This is a genomic window from Streptomyces sp. NPDC058534 (assembly GCF_042717365.1).
Taxonomy (GTDB): Bacteria; Actinomycetota; Actinomycetes; order Streptomycetales; family Streptomycetaceae; genus Streptomyces.
Genome location: NZ_JBHXNW010000005.1, coordinates 146,201 through 163,765, shown reverse-complemented (window position 1 = coordinate 163,765; position 17,565 = coordinate 146,201). Strand labels below are relative to the sequence as shown.

Annotated in this window: 14 protein-coding genes; 6 read left to right on the top strand and 8 right to left on the bottom strand. The window is 69.3% G+C overall.

From position 1 onward, the window contains the following. Positions 1–162 precede the first annotated feature (162 nt). Positions 163–2,643 (top strand): SpoIIE family protein phosphatase, encoded by a 2,481-nt coding sequence (locus ACFWR9_RS04685; protein ID WP_383835470.1) that lies wholly within the window; start codon positions 163–165, stop codon positions 2,641–2,643. Positions 2,644–2,680: 37 nt separating this feature from the next. Here the strand turns inward: ACFWR9_RS04685 and ACFWR9_RS04680 are convergent, their stop codons facing one another. The 4 genes from ACFWR9_RS04680 to ACFWR9_RS04665 form a co-directional block, all read right to left on the bottom strand. Further along, entirely contained in the window at positions 2,681–3,382 is a 702-nt protein-coding gene (locus ACFWR9_RS04680; protein ID WP_383835467.1) for a hypothetical protein, read from the bottom strand. Positions 3,383–3,707: 325 nt separating this feature from the next. Further along, entirely contained in the window at positions 3,708–4,175 is a 468-nt protein-coding gene (locus ACFWR9_RS04675; RefSeq protein ID WP_383835464.1) for a hypothetical protein, read from the bottom strand. A gap of 104 nt (positions 4,176–4,279) precedes the next feature. After that, the gene (locus tag ACFWR9_RS04670; protein WP_383835461.1) at positions 4,280–5,728 is read right to left on the bottom strand and encodes an amidase; all 1,449 of its coding nucleotides are present in this window, start codon (positions 5,726–5,728) and stop codon (positions 4,280–4,282) included. 29 nt (positions 5,729–5,757) lie between these two features. Then, positions 5,758–7,404 (bottom strand): ABC transporter substrate-binding protein, encoded by a 1,647-nt coding sequence (locus tag ACFWR9_RS04665; protein ID WP_383835459.1) that lies wholly within the window; start codon positions 7,402–7,404, stop codon positions 5,758–5,760. A gap of 206 nt (positions 7,405–7,610) precedes the next feature. On the opposite strand from ACFWR9_RS04665, the gene ACFWR9_RS04660 reads away from it, so the two are divergent. Further along, positions 7,611–8,072 carry a DUF3237 domain-containing protein gene (locus ACFWR9_RS04660; protein WP_383835456.1) on the top strand — a complete coding sequence of 154 codons (462 nt, stop codon included), beginning with the start codon at positions 7,611–7,613 and terminating at the stop codon, positions 8,070–8,072. 17 nt (positions 8,073–8,089) lie between these two features. Here the strand turns inward: ACFWR9_RS04660 and ACFWR9_RS04655 are convergent, their stop codons facing one another. Then, positions 8,090–8,503, bottom strand: coding sequence for a MarR family winged helix-turn-helix transcriptional regulator (locus ACFWR9_RS04655; RefSeq protein WP_383835453.1), 414 nt, complete (start codon positions 8,501–8,503; stop codon positions 8,090–8,092). Positions 8,504–8,709: 206 nt separating this feature from the next. Here ACFWR9_RS04655 and ACFWR9_RS04650 point away from each other — a divergent pair, with 206 nt between their 5' ends. From ACFWR9_RS04650 to ACFWR9_RS04635, 4 genes are read left to right on the top strand one after another with little or no spacing between them, the layout of a single operon-like run. Further along, entirely contained in the window at positions 8,710–9,621 is a 912-nt protein-coding gene (locus ACFWR9_RS04650; RefSeq protein WP_383835450.1) for an SDR family oxidoreductase, read from the top strand. Between the two features lies 1 nt (position 9,622). Further along, the gene (locus ACFWR9_RS04645; RefSeq protein ID WP_383835447.1) at positions 9,623–10,510 is read left to right on the top strand and encodes an amidohydrolase family protein; all 888 of its coding nucleotides are present in this window, start codon (positions 9,623–9,625) and stop codon (positions 10,508–10,510) included. 10 nt (positions 10,511–10,520) lie between these two features. Further along, positions 10,521–12,068 carry a long-chain fatty acid--CoA ligase gene (locus tag ACFWR9_RS04640; RefSeq protein ID WP_383835444.1) on the top strand — a complete coding sequence of 516 codons (1,548 nt, stop codon included), beginning with the start codon at positions 10,521–10,523 and terminating at the stop codon, positions 12,066–12,068. A gap of 56 nt (positions 12,069–12,124) precedes the next feature. Continuing rightward, positions 12,125–12,583: a MaoC family dehydratase gene (locus ACFWR9_RS04635; RefSeq protein WP_383835441.1), complete on the top strand. Its 459-nt coding sequence runs from the start codon at positions 12,125–12,127 to the stop codon at positions 12,581–12,583. A 110-nt stretch (positions 12,584–12,693) separates the two neighbouring features. On the opposite strand, the gene ACFWR9_RS04630 is transcribed toward ACFWR9_RS04635, so the two are convergent. The 3 genes from ACFWR9_RS04630 to meaB all read right to left on the bottom strand — a co-directional run bounded on the left by ACFWR9_RS04630 (position 12,694) and on the right by meaB (position 17,557). After that, entirely contained in the window at positions 12,694–14,445 is a 1,752-nt protein-coding gene (locus ACFWR9_RS04630; RefSeq protein ID WP_383835438.1) for a ThuA domain-containing protein, read from the bottom strand. A 1,650-nt stretch (positions 14,446–16,095) separates the two neighbouring features. Continuing rightward, positions 16,096–16,437, bottom strand: a complete 342-nt coding sequence (locus ACFWR9_RS04625) for a DUF742 domain-containing protein (RefSeq protein WP_383835435.1) — start codon at positions 16,435–16,437, stop codon at positions 16,096–16,098. Positions 16,438–16,561: 124 nt separating this feature from the next. Next, complete coding sequence (meaB, locus tag ACFWR9_RS04620; protein WP_383835432.1) at positions 16,562–17,557, bottom strand: methylmalonyl Co-A mutase-associated GTPase MeaB; 996 nt, start codon at positions 17,555–17,557, stop codon at positions 16,562–16,564. Between the last annotated feature and the right edge of the window lie 8 nt (positions 17,558–17,565).

The window sequence follows — 17,565 nt, the reverse complement described above, 5'->3', positions numbered from 1 at the left end:
CACACACCGAAGATGTTTGCCCCGTCACCGGGGGGCGGGGCAAACGCCTTCATCTCGGTGCCCGAGTGCATGGTCGTGCCTGAGCAGCGGCCTCGCCGCATCGTGCCTATTCTTGATGTAAGGCTGCTGCCCAGGCTGCCCAACGGATGGACGGAGGGTCCGGTGAGCGGGCGCACCGACCTGTTTGACGTGGAGCAGGTGTCCGGGGGCCGTGTGGTGCTGCTCCTGGACGGTGCCGGACGCGTGGTGATGTGCCAGGGGCAGCTACGGACGGTGACCAGCCGCCGGGCGGAGGACGTGTGTGGTGGGCATGTGAGCGAACTGCCGATCGATTTCCACGGCTGGGACGTGGTGTCCGCCCCGCTTCCGCCGCAGGACCGCAGTGGCTGGGCGGACGTGCGGCAACAGGACGGGTCGATGGCGCGGGTGTGGTGGGAGGCGCACCGTACATGGGGGCCGGACGGAAGGGGCTGTCTCATCGAGATCGTTCCGGCCCTGGTGGCGGTGCGCCGCGAGGAGAACACCGCACTGGTGCGGGCGCTGTTCCAACAGAAAAAGGTCGGCCTCGCGATCCATGACCTTGACCTGTTCACGACGCGGCTGAACCTCCCCGAGTCGCTTGGCCCGCCGTCGGCCGCAGGGACCGCAATCGATCCGCTGGGAAAGCGCATCGAGGAGATCGTGCTGCCGGAGGACGCCGCCGCGGGGAACGAGCAACTGCGACGCGTGGCGGACACCGGTGAACCATTGGTGGACTGGGTGCATAGGGCCCGACGTCGCGATGCACCCGAGCTTGAGCGGGTGGTCTCGCTGTCGGCCTTTCGGCTTGAGGACGCCGACGCCCGCCCGATCGGCGTGGCGGCGATCTTCACCGAGGTGACCGATCAGTATGTCGCCAGGCAGCGGATGGGTCTACTCCAGTCTGTGGCGGAGCGCATCAGCGGCGACCTGGACATGCGCCGTATCGCGGAGGAACTGGCGGACTGCCTGGTGAGCCAGGGGTTCGCGGACCTGGCGGCCGTGGATCTGACGGAGGCCGTCCTGCTGGGCGAGGAGCCCAGCGACTTCCGGACGGGTGCCCCTCTGCGGCGCGTCGCCGTATCGGCCCATGACGGGCAGTGGCCGACTGAGGTGTATGCCCGTGAGGCGACCTTCCGGCTACGGCGGCGCGAGAGCGACAATCTGAACCTCGGGCTCCCCATGGTCGAATCGGAACTGAGCGAGTGGCGGGAGCTGCTGGCCGACGACCCTGCCCGTGCGCGGTTGTTGCTGCCGGACGCAGCGTCGTCCTTTCTCGTCGCCCCGTTGACCGCACGGGGGCATGTACTGGGTGCCGTGCCCCTGTGGCGAACCCGTCGGCAGCCTCCGTTCGGGCAGGCCGACGCCGAATTCGCGCAGGAGATCGCCTCACGAGCCGCTCTGGGCCTGGACAACGCACGTCGCTACACCCGAGAGCAGCGCACCGCCGAATCCCTGCAGCGCAGTCTGCTGCCGCCGGCGGCCAGTGAGAGCAGCGCAGTGCAGACGGCCGGGCGGTACGTGCCGGCCGCCACGACGGAGGGTATGGGCGGAACGTGGTTCGACGTCATTCCGTTGTCCTCGGCCCGGGTGGCGATGGTCGTCGGGGAGGTCGCCGGACACGGGTTGGGGGCGTCGGCGACGATGGGCCGGCTGCGGACGGCGGTTCAGACGCTCGCGGATCTGGAGCTGCCGCCCAGCGAGCTGCTGACACATCTGGATGATCTGGCGGTCAGGCTCGGCGAGGCGGAGCCGGGACCGGGCGGCGACGAACCGCCGCCCGAAGCCGGACTTGTACGTCCGGTGGGTCCCACCGGCCCGCTGGCGACCGGAGCCACCTGCCTGTACTGCGTGTACGACGCCGTCGAAGGCTGGTGCGAGATGGCCAGCGCCGGGCACCCGGTGCCGCTGCTCGTCGCGCCGGGCGGGGACGTACGGGACCTCGACGCGAAGCCCGGACCGGCATTGGGCGTAGGCGGGAATCCGTTCGAGTCGGTCACCGTCGAGCTGCTGCCGGGCAGTCTGCTCGCGTTCTTCACCGGCTCCCTCCTGGCCGGTGACGAGGACGGCCTGCGTCGGCACCGGCTCACCAGGACACTGCGGAAGGCCGTCGAGCAGCAGGGCACGGCGGCGGAAGCCGCGCACCGGGTGGTCGAAGAACTCCTGCCCGCATCTCCGGACGAGGACGTGTCCCTCCTCGTCGCCCGGACCCGTCGCCTGGCCTCGGACAGGGTCGCCTCCTTCGGGTTCCCCGCCGATCCCGCGGTCGTCGCCCAGGCACGGAAGTTCGTGGACGGCCACCTCGAGGCATGGGCCCTGAGCCATCTGACGTTCAATGCCGAACTCATCATCAGCGAGCTCGTCACCAACGCCATCCGCTACGGCGGGGAGGGGCCGTTTCGGCTGCGGCTGGTGCTGGACACGGTGCTGACGTGCGAAGTGTCCGACACCAATGAGACGCAGCCGCGCCTGCGCCGGGCGCGGCCGACGGACGAGGGCGGCCGCGGGCTGTTCCTCGTCGCGCAGCTCTCCAACCGCTGGGGAAGCCGTTACACAGAGCACGGCAAGACGTTGTGGACCGAACAACTCCTGACCGACGCCCTCGAACTGGACTTCGGGCTGTGAGGTCCCGCTTTACGCCGACCCCGTCACCGCGTCGGGTTCAGTCGAGACCGGTGAGCATCCTGGCCTCCGCCTGCGCGTGCCGGACGCGCTCTGTCGGTGTCCGCGGACCGAGTCGGCTGCCGAGCCAGCCCAGGAGGAAGCCCACCGGAACGGACACCAGAGCGATGTTCTGCAGCGGGAACCAGTGGAAGTCGTGTGTGGGGAGGAGCGAATAGCGGTGCCCTGACACGGTCGGGCTGAAGACCTGGAGCAGGAGGCAGCAGGCCAGGGAGCCGTAGAGCGTCCACAGCAGTCCGAGCCGGGTGAAGCCTTTCCAGAAGAGCGTGTAGACCAGGGCGGGCAGGATCACCGATGCGGTCACCGCCGCGGCGAACGACGCCAGGAAGAGAAAGCTCCATTCGTGCAGGAGGACTGACAGGAACACGCTCGCCACTCCGAGTGCCACGATCGCCCATCGCGCCACCGTCACCTCCTGTCTGTCCGTCACGGCGCCGTGGCGCAGCGTCCAGGCGTAGATGTCGTGCGACAGCGACGCCGCGGCGGCGAGGGTGAGTCCGGCGACCGTGGCGAGGGCCGTCACGAAGACGGCGCAGGCGACCATCGTGAACAACGTCCCTCCGCCGGCCCCCTGCGCGAGGCTGCTGGTGAGCAGGAACAGCGCGGAGTTGCCCTGCGGGTCGTCGGCGACGATCGCCCGAGAGCCCACGACCGCGGCCGCGGCCAGGCCGAGCAGGACCATGGCACCGGGAACAGCGTGACCATGACGACCGCGTGGCGTGAAGCGCGCCGGGCGGACCGACCATCCACGGAGGCGCTGATGCGCATGAGGATGGGAGGCACGACGGCGGATCCGAGGGACACGGTGAGGCACAGCGAGAAGAGCTCGAGCGTGCCGGTCGACGTGTCCCCGAACAGCTGCCCGGGGGCGTACAGGACACCGGCTTGGCCGCCGCCCAGCGCGGCCGGGTCCAGCATCGTGCCGAAGTCCCAGCCGAAACGGCCGGCGGCGGCAGCCGTCAGCGCGAGGATCACACCGAAGACCAGCAACGTCTTGCCTGTCTGGATCATGCTGGTGCCTCGCATGCCGCCGAAGGCCGCGAAAGAACGGTGAGGGGAACGCACACGACCACCGTCAGCACCGTGCCCGCGATCCGGGTCGCGTTGCCCGCCATACGGGTCTCCAGGATCGAACCGAGGGTGAAGCGGCCGCTGTTGCGCAGCGGCTCCGCCAACACGAGCAGGATGCCCAGCGCGGCACTCGCGCTCACGGCCACCACCATGCCGTCGTAGCCGCCCAGGGCGACGGTGCCGATGGGGCCGATCAGGGCCGTCGCGTGAATGTAGTCGCCGCAGAGGGCGAGGGCGTTGCGCAGGGCGGGAAGGGATCGATCGGCCGTGTAGAAGGCGGATGTCTGGTCGCTGTCCATGCTCGTGACGAGACAGAGTAGGAAGCAGAGGCAGACGACGGCGAGGAACGAGGTCAGCGGTGTGACGAGCCCGAGGTCGCCGGCGAGCAGGCGGTGGTCGTTCACAGCCGCTCCTGGCCGGCGCTGTACACGGCCTGTCGCAGTGCCTTGACGTGGGGCGGTCGTCCGGGACCGCCGGGGGCACGTTGTTCATCGGCTCGGGAGCGGGGTCAGCCGGTGTGTGCCCAGGACAGGGTCGGGCGAGTGCGCGTGGTCCGCGTCTCGATCGCCGTTGCGACGTGGAGCAGCAGGTCTTCCTGGAAACGGCCGCCGATCAGCTGTACGCCGGAGGGCAGCCCGTCGCGGATGCCGGTCGGGACGGACACGGCCGGGAAGCCGAGTACCGGAACCGCCTGCATCGGCCACTGCGCGGCCAGCAGCTCGCGAACGCGGGTGTCGCCGGCGAGGTCCGCGTCCTGCTCGAACGGCGGCTCGGCGCAGACCGGCGTCATGACGATCCGCTCGCTGCCCAGGTACTGCTGGAGGCGGCTGATGAGGGTTCCCCGGCGGGCGTAGCCCTTGATGTAGGTGGCGAGGGTGGGGTGCTCGCCCCAGGTCTCCGCCGAGGCCCGGAAGGAGGACGCCAGCGATTCACGGACCGTGTCGTCGCCGAAGCGTTCGATCTCGGACATCATCGTGCGCAGCTCCTGGTAGAGCAGCAGCGACCACAGCCGGGCCGCCTCGCCGAGCAGGGGCAGCTCGGCCTCCTCCACGTCGTGGCCGGCCTCGCTGAGCCAGCGGGCCGCGTCGTCGAGGGCGGCGTTCACCGTGGGGTGGGGCTTGCCCAGTCCCGCGTCGCGGACGATCGCGACCCTGACCCGGCCGGGCTCGCCCAGGGGCGGGCGCACCGGCAGCCCGACGGGGTCGCTGAGGTCCGGTGTCACCATGGCGTGCAGTCCGCGGCGGACGTCGTCGACGGTCCAGCCGAGGGGGCCGTGGACGGCCATGGTCTGGAAGGACATGGGGCTGTCGAACTCCTCCGCCCCGCGCGGTTCGGAGCCGGAGACCAGGCCCATGGTGGGGCGCAGGCCGACCGCGCCGCAGCAGTAGGCGGGGAATCGTACGGAGCCCCCGATGTCGTTGCCCTGGGCGATCGGGGTCATCCCGGCGGCGACCGCGGCGGCGGCGCCTCCGGAGGAGCCGCCGGGAGTGTGGCCGCTGTGCCACGGGTTGAGCGTCCTGCCGTGCAGGTCGTTGCCGGTGAACCAGCGCACGGCGAAGGCGGGACTGTTGCTGCGGCCCATCAACGTGGCGCCGGCCTCGCGCAGCGCGGCGATGCAGACGGCGTCTTCCTGGGCGACGGCGCCGGCCCAGGCGGGTACGCCGTGCGAGCTGGCGTATCCGCGTTGCGAGGTGTTGATCTTGGTGGAGACCGGGACGCCGAGCAGCGGAGGAAGCTCCTCTCCGGCCGCGATCGCCGCGTCGGCGGCGGCGGCCTGGGCGAGCGCTTCCTCGGGCCGGAGGTCCACGAGGGCGTTGAGCGCCGGGTTGGTCTCCTCGACGCGTGCGAGGAACGCCCGCGCGACCTCGGTCGCGGAGAAGGACTTCTCACGGATCCCGGCGGCCAGTTCGTCGGCCGAACGGTCCCACAGCGGCTTCTCGCCTGTGGTGTCGGTCATCGGTGTCTCCTGTGATGAGGGCGTGGGGGTCACTTGTCTGTGCCGCCGAGGTGGGCAGCCCACGGCATGCCCATGTAGGCGAAGGAGGTGGGCGCGCCGCTCACGCGCTTGTTCATGAACATTCGTTCGTGCGTGCTGGCCAGGTAGACCACCGGGGCGGAGGGGGTGAATAGGGCCTGGGCCTCCGTGTACGCCTTGGCCGACGCTGCCGGGTCGGAGGAGGTGCGAGCCTTTTCCAGCAGCCGGGTGACATCGGGGTTGTTGTAGTTCGTCCAGTTGAAGATGCCACGGGGCGTGACACTCTCGGCCACGTAGGAAGCGGGGTCCGGCATGGTGACGTAGCCGAAGGTCAGGACGAGGTCGAGGCCCTTACGGACCGCGGGGTCGTAGAAGAGGGAGGACATCTCGGTGGGCTGGAGCTGCTTGATCTCGATGTCGACGCCGATCTTCTTCGCGGCGGCCTGGATGAACGTCAGCGCCTGCAGCCCGCGCTGGTCACCGGCGGGGATGGCGGCCACCAGCGGGCGAGAGAGCGGGGCGGCCTGGTCGGCCAGCTTCCTCGCCCGCTCCACGTCCGGCTTCGGAACGGCGGGCAGCGCCTTGTAGGCAGCGTCGAACTGGGCCGCGGCCTTGTCGCCGCGCCAGGTGGGCGGCGGAACGAGCGACTTCAGTGTGGTGGCGTCGCCACCGAAGACGTTCTTGATCAGCGCGTCGCGGTCGATGACGTGCGACAGCGCGTCCAGCAGCCGGCGGTCGGCGGCGGGGGACTCGGCGTTCGCGGGGATGAGCAGCACGTTCTGGGTGGACGGACCGAGGTGGATCGCACCGCTGTCGGCCTTCGCGAGCGCGGTGGCGCTGCTGGGCGGCAGCTCGTAGGTGCCGTCCACCTCACCGGACAGGAGCGCGCTGGTCAGCGTGTTGCTGTTGGTGATGAACCGGAAGACGACCTGGTCGGCCTTCGGCTTCAGCTCGGTGTCCCAGTAGGCGTTGTTGCGTTCAAGGGCGATGCTGCCACCGGACTTCCACGAGCCCAGCTTGAACGGCCCGGTACACATCAGGCCGCCCTTGGCGGTGCCGTAGGCGGGTCCTGCCTTCTCCGTGTATGCCTTCTGGTTCACCGCACCGAACGACGTGGACAGTGCCTTGGGGAGGGTCTGGTCGTAGGTCTTGGTGCGCAGCGTCACCTGGTGCGGACCTGTGGCCTTGATCGACGTCACGGCGGCCAGGTAGTTGCCGTACAGCGCCTGCGTCTTCGGGTCCCGCTGCCGCTCCAGGCTGTGGATCACGTCCTGCGGCGTCATGGGAGAGCCGTCCCAGAACTTGACGTCGGAGCGCAGATCGAGCACCAGCGTGCGATCGTCGGTCCACGTGACCTTCTGGGCCAGTCCGGGACTCAGGGAGAAGTCCGCGTTCATCCGCGTCAGCGTGTCGCAGAGGTTCGCCTCGACCGTCTGGGGAGAGTAGTCGCCGATCTTCGCGGGATCCAGGGTCGTCGGCTCCCCGTAGGGGAGCGCCCAGGTCACGCGGTCCACCTCGGAGGTCCCCGGCGTCGTGGTGGTGGTGAGACCCCCGGGCCGGGGCGTTGCGCCGCCTGCGTTCGACGTGGTGGTGCAGCTCGTGGCGGCCAGCAGACCCACGCTCGTGAGCACCGTCAGCGCCGCTTTCTTCGCAGCCATGTCTGTAGCTCCTTGCCGAGAGGAGTGAGGAAGGAAGGGGGACGCTCGCGATGGGGGGAGGGATGCCGACGAGCCGTCGTACATGAACGTCATATAACGTTGTTGCATGTCACGCTCGCATCTGATGAGCTGACGAGTCAAGAGCACCGCTTGACCTTCTCGTCGGGCCCGAGCTTCGCATCCGCTCCACAGAACCGGAGATCACCATGTCCTTCACTCCCGCTCTCGACTTCGCGTTCGAGATCCGCGCCAAGGTGACCGAGACGCTGCACATCGGCCACGGCGACGGGGAAGTCGCCGAGTTCACCCCTATCGTCGGAGGCAGCGTCGACGGCCCCCTCCTGCGTGGAAAGGTCCTCCCCGGCGGAGGCGACTGGAGCAGTACCCGGGGTGAGGTCTGTGAACTGGAGGCGCGCTACCTGCTCCAGGCGGACGACGGCGCCGTGATCGACATCGTCAACCGCGGTTACTACCGGCCCAAGGCCGACAGCCCGGACCAGTTCGACGGAGACCTGCACGTCACGGAGGCCGGCCACTACTACCGGACGTCACCGGTCTTCCGTACGGACGCACCCGCTCACCGCTGGCTGGCGGAGACGGTCTTCGTCGGCCTCGCCCGCCCGGAGGGCGAGGACGTCGTCGTCATCCGCATGTACGCGCTCAGGTAGAAACCGCCGATCCGTGCTCAGGAAAGGGACCGCCATGCGTGATTCAAGGCGTCCCGGAACCGGTCGATCTCCTCGGCGTCGAGGCCGGCGAGCATGCGCTCCTCGAGAGCGGCGGCCGGCTCGGCGTACTCGGCCAGTAGCCGGCGCCCCGCGTCGGCGAGCAGGATCAGGCGCTCGCGGCGATTGGCGGGGTTGGGCTCGCGGCGGATCAGTCCGCGGCTCTCCAGTGCCCGGACCATGTCCGCCATCGACTGGGCGGTGACGAACGAGTCGCGGGCGAGTTGTGCGGCGGAGATGCCGTCGTGCCGCTCCAGCACCGTCAGGGCGGTGTACTGCAACGCCGTGATGCCGACGGGCTTGAGCAGCTCCTCAAGGCGGGCGCGCACCGCCAGTTCCGTCCTCTTGACCAGGTAGAGCAGCGAGGGGCTCACGTTCGTCCTCCTGCGGTGACGGTCTGCGCGGGTCGGTCCATGTCGTTCCTCCACTGGATCCGCCGGAGCGGCGGCACGCCCCACCCTAGGTCATTGACAGGAATCCTGTTGTTTGACCAGACTGCCTTCATCAGGATTCCTGTCGATCCCGGCTCGTTTGCCGGCGTTCTCGGCAACCCCCACTCCGCTCAAGAGAGGCACCCTTCATGGATCTGCACGGGAAAGTCGCCGTGGTCACCGGCAGCGGGCGCGGTCTCGGGCTGGGATACGCCCAGGCCCTCGCCGCGGCGGGAGCCTCGGTCGTCGTCAACGACGTCGACCAGGCCGTTGTGGAAGCCGCTGTCGCCGCCATCACCTCCGAGGGCGGAAAGGCGGCCGGCGTCGTGGCCGCGGTCGGGGACAGCGAGGCGGCCGAGCAGTTGGTCGAGACGGCGGTACGGGAATTCGGGCGCCTGGACGTGCTCGTCACCAACGCGGGCATCCTGCGCGACCGCGTGCTGTGGAAGATGACCGACGACGATTTCGACGACGTCGTTCACGTCCACCTGCGCGGCACCTTCACCTGTGCCCGGGCGGCCGCTGTGCGCATGCGGGAGCAGGGCACCGGCGGCCGGCTCGTCCTGATCTCCTCGCCGGCCGGGCAGCGGGGGAACTTCGGTCAGACCAACTACGCGGCCGCCAAGGCGGGCATCGTCGCCATGGCCCGGACCTGGGCCATGGAACTGGGCCGTGCCGGCATCACCGTCAACGCCGTCGTCCCTGTCGCCGCCACCGAGATGACCAAGACCGTTCCGGCGTTCGGGCCGGTCATCCAGGAGTCCGAGCGCACCGGCAACCCGCTGCCGGACTGGCTGCGCAAGGACGAGGGCCTCGGCACCGTCGAGGACGTCGCCGGCCTGATCACCTTCCTGGCCTCGGACGAATCCAAGGACGTCACCGGGCAGGCGATCGGCGTCGGCGGCGACCGGCTGGCCCTGTGGGCGCACCCCAAGGAGAAGGCCTTCGCCTTCGCCGACGGCGGCTGGAGCGCCGACGCGATCGCCGCCCAGTGGCCGGCCGGCGTCGGCTCAGAGCCCGAGACCTTCGGCATCCCGGCACCCAAGGCCCCGGAGGCATGAGATGGGCGGCCTCGCGCTCGACCTCGACCGGCTGACCGCCATCGACGTGCACACGCACGCGGAGGTCTCCAAGGACGGCCACGGGGCGCTGAGCCCCGAGCTGTTCGGTGCCTCGGAGGCGTACTTCAAGGCCCACAGGCACCGGCAGCCGACCATCGAGGAGATGGCGGACCACTACCGCGAACGTCGCATGGCCGCGGTGGTGTTCACCGTGGACGCCGAACACGCCACGGGACACCCGCGGATCTCCAACGAGGAGATCGCGGAGAGCTGCGCGGCCCACGCCGATGTGCTGATCCCCTTTGCCAGCGTCGACCCGCACAAGGGACGCGCGGGCGTGCGCGAGGCCCGGCGCCTGGTGCAGGAGTACGGCGTCCGCGGGTTCAAGTTCCACCCCAGCATCCAGGCGTTCTCCCCCGACGACCGGCTCGCCTACCCGCTCTACGAGGCCATCGAGGAACTCGGCGTGCCCGCCCTGTTCCACACCGGCCAGACCGGTATCGGTGCTGGCGTCCCGGGAGGCGGCGGCATCCGGCTGAGGTACTCCAACCCCATGCTCGTCGACGACGTCGCCGTCGACTTCCCGCACCTGCGGATCATCCTGGCGCACCCGTCGTTCCCCTGGCAGGACGAGGCCCTCGCGGTGGCCACCCACAAGCCGCACGTGTACATCGATCTGTCCGGCTGGTCCCCGAAGTACTTCCCGCCGCAGCTCGTGCGATACGCCAACACCCTGCTCAAGGACAAGGTCCTCTTCGGCTCCGACTACCCTGTCATCACTCCCGACCGGTGGCTCGCGGACTTCGACAAGCTCGACATCAAGCCCGAGGTCCGGCCGAAGATCCTCAAGGACAACGCCGCGCGTCTGCTCGGACTGCTCAAGAACTGAAGGAGTCGCCGTGTTGAACCAAGGGATCGGCTCCTGGCCGGCGCGCCGGGCCCGCAAGACACCCGACCGGGTCGCCGTCGTCCACGAGGACGACACCTGGACCTATCGCGATCTGCACCAGCGCGTCCTGCGTCTCGCTCACGGTCTGCGAGCCCTGGGCACCGGACGGGGCGACCGGATCGCGTATCTGGGTCCCAACCACCCGGCCTTCCTGGAAACGCTGTTCGCTGCCGGGGTGCTCGGCGCGGTCTTCGTCCCGCTCAACACCCGGCTGGCCGCACCGGAACTGGCGTACAACCTCTCCGACTCGGGCAGCACCGTCCTCGTCCACGCCCCCGAACAGGCCCAGGCCGCCCGCACCGCCGCCGACGAGGCCGGCGTACGCCACCGCATCGCCCTCGAGGACCCCTCCGACGGCACCCTCGGCTACGAGGAGTTCCTCGCGGGCGGCGGCACCGAGCCCCTGGACGAGCCCGTGGCCCCGGAGGACCCGTGCATGATCATGTACACCTCCGGGACCACGGGCCACCCCAAGGGCGCGGTGCTCTCCCACGCCAACATCGTCTGGAACAGCGTCAACGTCCTTGTCGACACCGACCTCCGCGGTGACGAAGTGACCCTCGTCGTGGCGCCGCTGTTCCACACCGCCGGTCTCAACATGACGTGCCTCCCCACTCTCCTCAAGGGCGGCCGGGTGGTGCTGTTCGGCGCCTTCGACGCCGAACGCGTCCTGGAGACCATCGAGAGCGGGCGCGTGACGTACTTGTTCGGCGTGCCCACCATGTACGACGCGATGGCCGCCCGGCCCCGGTGGGCGACGGCGGACCTGTCCAGCCTGCGCACCCTCAACTGCGGCGGCGCCCCTGTGCCGGCCCGCACCATCGCCACGTACCTCGCCCGCGGCCTTGCGCTCAGCCAGGGCTACGGCATGACCGAGGCGTCCCCCGGTGTTCTGTTCCTGGACAAGGAGCAGACGTCGGCCAAGGCCGGCTCCGCGGGGGTGCCCCACTTCTTCACCGACACGCGTGTTGTACTGCCCGACGGCCGCGACGCCGAACCCGGGCAGCGTGGCGAGATCCTCGTCCACGGCCCCAACGTGATGACCGGCTACTGGGGCCTGCCTGATGAAACCGAGGCCGCCTTCACCGGCGAGGGCTGGCTGCGCACCGGCGACGTCGCCCGGACCGACGCCGACGGGTACGCCTACATCGTCGACCGGGTCAAGGACATGTTCGTCTCGGGTGGCGAGAACGTCTATCCGGCCGAGGTCGAGGACGTGCTCTTCACCCACCCCGACGTCGCCGAATGCGCGGTCATCGGTGTTCCCGACCAGGTCTGGGGCGAAGTCGGCCGCGCCGTCGTCGTCCTCAAGTCCGGCGCCCGCGCCGAAGAGCACGACATTCTCGACCACCTGCAGGGCCGGCTCGCCAAGTACAAGATCCCCAAGTCGGTGGTCCTCGCGGACACCCTGCCCCGCACGGCCTCCGGGAAGATCATCAAATCGGCCCTGCGCGACACCTACGCCGACGGCCCACCAGACCGCCACCGCACCTCGTGAGAAAACCCTCTGACCGGCCGGGCTCACCGCTACCTGTACCGACGGAAGGACCCTCCATGCCCACCATCACCAACGGCCTCGACGGCCTCAAGTCCCTCAGCGGAGCCGACCTCGGCCGCACCGACTGGAGGGAGATCACCCAGGAGCGGGTGAACACGTTCGCCGACGCCACCGACGACCACCAGTGGATCCACACGGACCCGGAGAAGGCCAAGGACGGCCCCTTCGGCCGCCCCATAGCCCACGGCTACCTCACCCTCTCCCTCATCATCCCGCTCTTCGGAGAACTCCTCGACATCGCCGGCATCTCCATGAGCGTCAACTACGGCCTCGACAAGGTCCGCTTCCCCAGCCCCGTCCCGGTCGGCGCGAAGATCCGCCTGCACGGCGTCGTGGGCACGGTGGAGGAGGTCAAGGGCAACGGCGTCCAGATGCCGCTGACGTTCGCCGTCGAGGTCGAGGGCAGCGACAAGCCCGCGTGCGTGGCCCAGGCCGTCTACCGTCACTACGCCTGATCAACTCGAACACCGCGTCGGCCCGCGCAGTGATCCAGACTCACGACCACGGCCTTCGCGCTGATCCACTCTGTGACGGAGCACGGGATCAGGCGAAGGCCGCCTACACGTCAGGGCAGGGTCCATTTCTGGTTGGGACCGGTGTGGCAGGTCCACAGGTGGACCGGGGTCCCGTCGTTCCAGGTTCCGCCGGAGGCGTCGAGGCACTTGCCGGACTGCGGATTGCGCACGGTGCCGTCGGCCTGTGGCTGCCAGGACTGCGCGCCGGAACCGTTGCAGGTCCAGAGCTGGATGCGCGTGCCGTCCGCGTTGCCACCGCTGGAGACGTCCAGGCACTTGCCCAGTGCCTTCACCGTGCCGTCCCCGGACACCGTCCACTTCTGCGCGGCCGTGCCGTTGCACGTCCACAACTGGACGGTCGTACCGTCGGCGGTCTGCGAGTTGTCGACGTCCAGGCACTTGCCGTTCACGCCCTTCACCTCACCCGCGGACGGCCCGGCGTTCAGTTCCTTGGCCCGGATGTTGCGGAACGACACCGTGTCGCCGTCACCGTGGTTCTGGATGCCGATGTGTCCCTGGCGGAGGCTTCGGGCGGGGTCGGTGTTGGTGAAGTCGTTGATCTTGCGGCCGTTGAGGAAGATCTCCAGCCGTTCGCCGGTGACGCGGAGTTCGTAGGTGTTCCACTCTCCGGGCGGGTTGAGCGCGGCGTCCCGCGCGGCGATGTCCGCCGCCTGGAACCCGTAGACGGAGCCCGTGGTGCGGTCCGGGGCGTCGGTGGCGTCGATCTGAATCTCGTAGCCGTTGTTGACCGCGGACCAGGGGTCGTCGGAGGCGGGGAAGCCGAGGAAGACCCCGGAGTTGGAGTCGTCCTCCATCTTCCAGTCCAGCTTGACGGAGTAGTCGCCGGTGAACTCCTTGGCGGTGTACCACATCATGCCGAGGCCGCCGTACGACGTCAGGGAGTCGTCGGCGAGCGTGAATCCGCCGGGACCCGCCTGGCTCCAGCCGCTGGTGCCGGAGCCGTCGAAAAGGCTGGTGTAGCCGGTTTCCGGACGGCAGTCCGACTCGGTCATGCCGGCGGCCCACCGGACACCGCCCAGCAGGTGGCGGCGGAAGTCGGCCTGTCCGTAGGACTCGTCGGTGTGGCCGCCACCGGTGTAGAAGGCACGGCCGCCTTCGTAGTCCTTGCACCAGGCGATCGGATGGTCGCCGGACATGGAACCGCCGGAGTAGCTCGACTCATCCAGCGAGGCCAGGACGCGTGCGGAGGCGCGCGGGTTGGTGCGGTAGTTGTACCACTCGTCGGTGCGCTGCCAGGTCCGGTCGAGATGGGCGGTGGCATCGTGGGCCCGGTCCTCGACCCGTACGGTGGCGGACTGGACGGCGGGATGGGACTGGAAGAGGGCGCCTGCCAGACCCTCGTAGAACGGCCAGTCGTACTCGGTGTCTGCCGCCGCGTGGACGCCGACGTATCCGCCGCCGTTGTTGATGTACTGCTCGAAGGCCGTTTGCTGGGCGTCGTTCAGTACGTCACCCGTGGTCGAGAGGAAGACCACCGCCTCGTAGGGGGCCAGTCCGGCGGTCGTGAAGGCTCCCGCGTCCTCGGTGGCGTCGACGGTGAAGTTGTTGGCCGTTCCCAGTTCGCGCAGGGCCGCCAGCCCGTCGTCGATCGACGAGTGGCGGAACCCGGCCGTCTTGGAGAAGACCAGGACCTCGTAGTGGGGGTCGGCGGCTGCCTGCGCCGTCTGAGCGGCGGGTGCCGACGGCGGGGACGGTCTCTCGGGCGCTGCCGCGGCATGGGGCGTGGCACTCAGTGCTGCTGCCGCGATCAGGGCCAGGGTACCGATCAGGTTTCTGTGCAAGGCGGCGTCATCTCCTTCATTGAGAGGGGACGGACTGCGGAGTTGCGGGTGGGGTGGGGTGGGGCTCTGAAGAGATGCAGTAGGGCTGTCGTGCGAGTAGCCGGACGGTCCATCACGGCGCATGCCGGTCGGAGGTGCGGGAGATGCGGAAGGTGCGGGAGGTGCCGCGGATGGCGCGTCAGACGCCAGTCCCGTCGCACCGCGGACGAGGGCAGTACGGGGTTCAGCGGGCATGTGGGGACCGGGTCGCCCGGGCATTCCGAACGGGATGGTGGGCGAGCTGCCCCGGCGATGCTCACATCGCGGAGATCCGGCGCGGGACGGGACCGGCGCGTCATCGCTCCGTAGCAGCTCATGGCAGCGAGATACGGCCGTAGGCCGGGCCTCGAACCTGCCCACGTCGCCGCGCGAGGCGCTCGCACTACGGGATTCGGCTCGTACTCGCCCAGGAGGCCGGCGTCCGAGGCGGATCACGTCATGCGCGAGGCACCGATCCGGAGTTCCCGTCCGTCAGACTTCGCACGACGCGAGAGTGTCCGCCGACGCCGTCGGCCACAGGCGATCGCGGATACCGATGGTGGGTTCTGCCGGGGTCGGGAAACATGGTGGAACCGGCTGACCGACGGCCCGCGGGACCGCCACTGGCCTGGGGCAAGAGCTGGGGTTCTGCTTCGTAACGGTCGTTTTGAGCGCACAGGTGTCTCCCGAAGCTGTGAGGGGTTGGGGCATGCCCGTCAGGTGGCATGTGCTGGGAGTACTGGCGCGCGCCGTCGCGCCGATGTGCGGCTGTCGTGAGGTTACGACCTGACCGCAGTAACGAAGCTAGCGGTCCTTGCCTGAGTGCGTAAGGCCTTCAGCACGAAGCACGGCCACTTTTCCCTTGATCGGGACAAAGAGGTCTCGGAAGGCGTTCGAGCGCCCTGCTTCCTCGGCGGAAAAGCCGGACGTCTCACCGTCGACCGGGCCTGCGGCATCGACCCACTCTGTCGTCCCCCGCCCCCTGCCCGCCGCAGCCACCGTCCGCCCCCACTTCGACCGGCACGTCCTCGACGGCGCCGATGTCCGCGCCGCACTCCCGGACCTGGTCGGCCTGGCCTCCGGAGCAGAAAGTGCAGAGAGCACGACATTGGCCCGGACCGTCCCCCTCTGCTCCGGGCCGACGCGTGTGTCTGTGCGAACAGCGCTGACACCAAGGCGCAAGTCTTGATGGCCAGGCCGTCGCGGTGCCATTCGTCCCACGGTCTGTAAGGCAGTGCGGTGACTCCCGGAGTGACGATCAGGGCTCTGGCACTCTGCTCACCACGCAGTGGCCGGCGACATCGGAACCTCATCCTCATGCTGGAGCCGCTCTCGGCTTCGTTGCGCACCGCCGCACGGTTGGCGAACAGCGCCGCGCCATCCAGGCATCACTTGGCTCGGGTGGGACCGCCCCGGCCGCGAGGCAGGGCACCTCGGACAGGTGCGGCCGGGGCGGGGTATGAGGTGCCTCGAATCCGAGGTCGCCGGGGGATGACGGGTCGACGCGGATCCGCCGCCCGGTGGCTGTCCAGGAACACCGGACCGGCGGACGACGATCCGTAGCCGGATCACCATCATCACAACCTGGACGCAAAGTGTCAACACTTTGTCTCCCGCTCGGCTATCAGCTCATCAAAGGCCTCCGAGGCCATGGGGAACCTTCTCCAAGAGGGCGGTGTCCGGGAGCGAGGCGGCAGACCGGGTCGCGCGGGGGTGTCGTGCGGTGATCCGGCCCGCGTCGTGCAGGTCGACGTGAAGAATGCGGACCGCTGTGAACTGCAGCTTCAGAACTGCCGAGATCTCGACCATAGCTGTCGGGTGCCGACATGGCTCCAGGATCCGGCGGTGTTCCGGCTGCATCCACGCCGTCGGTCGGCACTCGCTGACAATAAGGGTCACCAGGTCGCAGAACGCGCTGGGGTGACTGTGTCCGCTCGGAAATGTGAACAATCGGTCGGGGTTGCCAGTGTCCACCGGGTGGTGCCCGACGACGCCCGGATTCGCGCTCTCCTGACCCAGAACCGCGAGATGCGCCCCGGTGCCGGCCCCAGAGTGCGGGGCCCGGGGCTGTCCCTACTGCCCGTCGTGGAGACCGACGTCAGGTCCGTTTGTCGCTGCCCTCATGGAAGGCTTCGAGGATGTGCTCGGCGGCCAGGGTGGCGGTCAGTTCACCGTCACGGACCCGGCGTTCCAGCGCGGGCGCCCGGGACTGTACCTCGGGAGAGGAGTGCAGGCGGCCGAGCAGCTCCTCTCGGACCATGGTCCAGGTCCAGTCGACCTGCTGGTCCCGGCGGCGGTCGGCCAGTCGCCCGGTGGACTCCAGCAGGGTGCGATGCCGCTCCAGTCTCTCCCAGACGGTGTCGAGGCCTGCCGACTCCCGCGCACTGCAACTGAGTACCGGCGGCGTCCAGAAGGCGTCCTTGCCGTGCATCAGCCGTAGGGCACCCGCCAGTTCTCGTGCTGCGGCGCGGGCGTCACGCTCGTGCGGGCCGTCCGCCTTGTTGACGGCGATGACGTCGGCGAGCTCCAGGACCCCCTTCTTGATGCCCTGCAACTGGTCGCCGGTGCGGGCCAGTGTGAGCAGCAGGAAGGAGTCGACCATGTTCGCCACGGCCGTCTCGGACTGACCGACGCCGACGGTCTCGACGAGGACGACGTCATAGCCTGCCGCCTCCATCACGAGGATCGACTCGCGGGTGGCCTTCGCGACACCGCCGAGGGTGCCGGCCGTGGGGGAGGGGCGGACGAATGCCGCCGGGTCGACGGCCAGCCGCTCCATCCGCGTCTTGTCCCCGAGGATCGAGCCCCCGGTCCGGCTTGAGGACGGGTCGACTGCCAGGACGGCGACCCGGTGCCCCCGCTCGGTGAGCATCGTGCCGAAGGCGTCGATGAACGTCGACTTGCCCACCCCCGGCACTCCACTGACCCCGATGCGCCGCGCCTTTCCGCTGTGCGGCAACAACTCGGTCAGCAGCCGCTGTGCCAGCGAACGGTGTTGAGGCAGTGTGGACTCGACGAGCGTGATGGCCCGCGCCACTACCGCACGCTTGCTGTCGAGCACTCCCTCGACGTACGTGTCCAGATCGATCACCATCGCGGTCG

Excerpts from the sequence above, each read along its gene's own strand:
- ACFWR9_RS04680 (WP_383835467.1), bottom strand. The coding sequence starts at position 3,382 with ATGGTCCTGCTCGGCCTGGCCGCGGCCGCGGTCGTGGGCTCTCGGGCG.
- ACFWR9_RS04670 (WP_383835461.1), bottom strand. The coding sequence starts at position 5,728 with ATGACCGACACCACAGGCGAGAAGCCGCTGTGGGACCGTTCGGCCGAC.
- ACFWR9_RS04665 (WP_383835459.1), bottom strand. The coding sequence starts at position 7,404 with ATGGCTGCGAAGAAAGCGGCGCTGACGGTGCTCACGAGCGTGGGTCTG.
- ACFWR9_RS04660 (WP_383835456.1), top strand. The coding sequence starts at position 7,611 with ATGTCCTTCACTCCCGCTCTCGACTTCGCGTTCGAGATCCGCGCCAAG.
- ACFWR9_RS04650 (WP_383835450.1), top strand. The coding sequence starts at position 8,710 with ATGGATCTGCACGGGAAAGTCGCCGTGGTCACCGGCAGCGGGCGCGGT.
- ACFWR9_RS04645 (WP_383835447.1), top strand. The coding sequence starts at position 9,623 with ATGGGCGGCCTCGCGCTCGACCTCGACCGGCTGACCGCCATCGACGTG.
- ACFWR9_RS04635 (WP_383835441.1), top strand. The coding sequence starts at position 12,125 with ATGCCCACCATCACCAACGGCCTCGACGGCCTCAAGTCCCTCAGCGGA.
- meaB (WP_383835432.1), bottom strand. The coding sequence starts at position 17,557 with ATGGTGATCGATCTGGACACGTACGTCGAGGGAGTGCTCGACAGCAAG.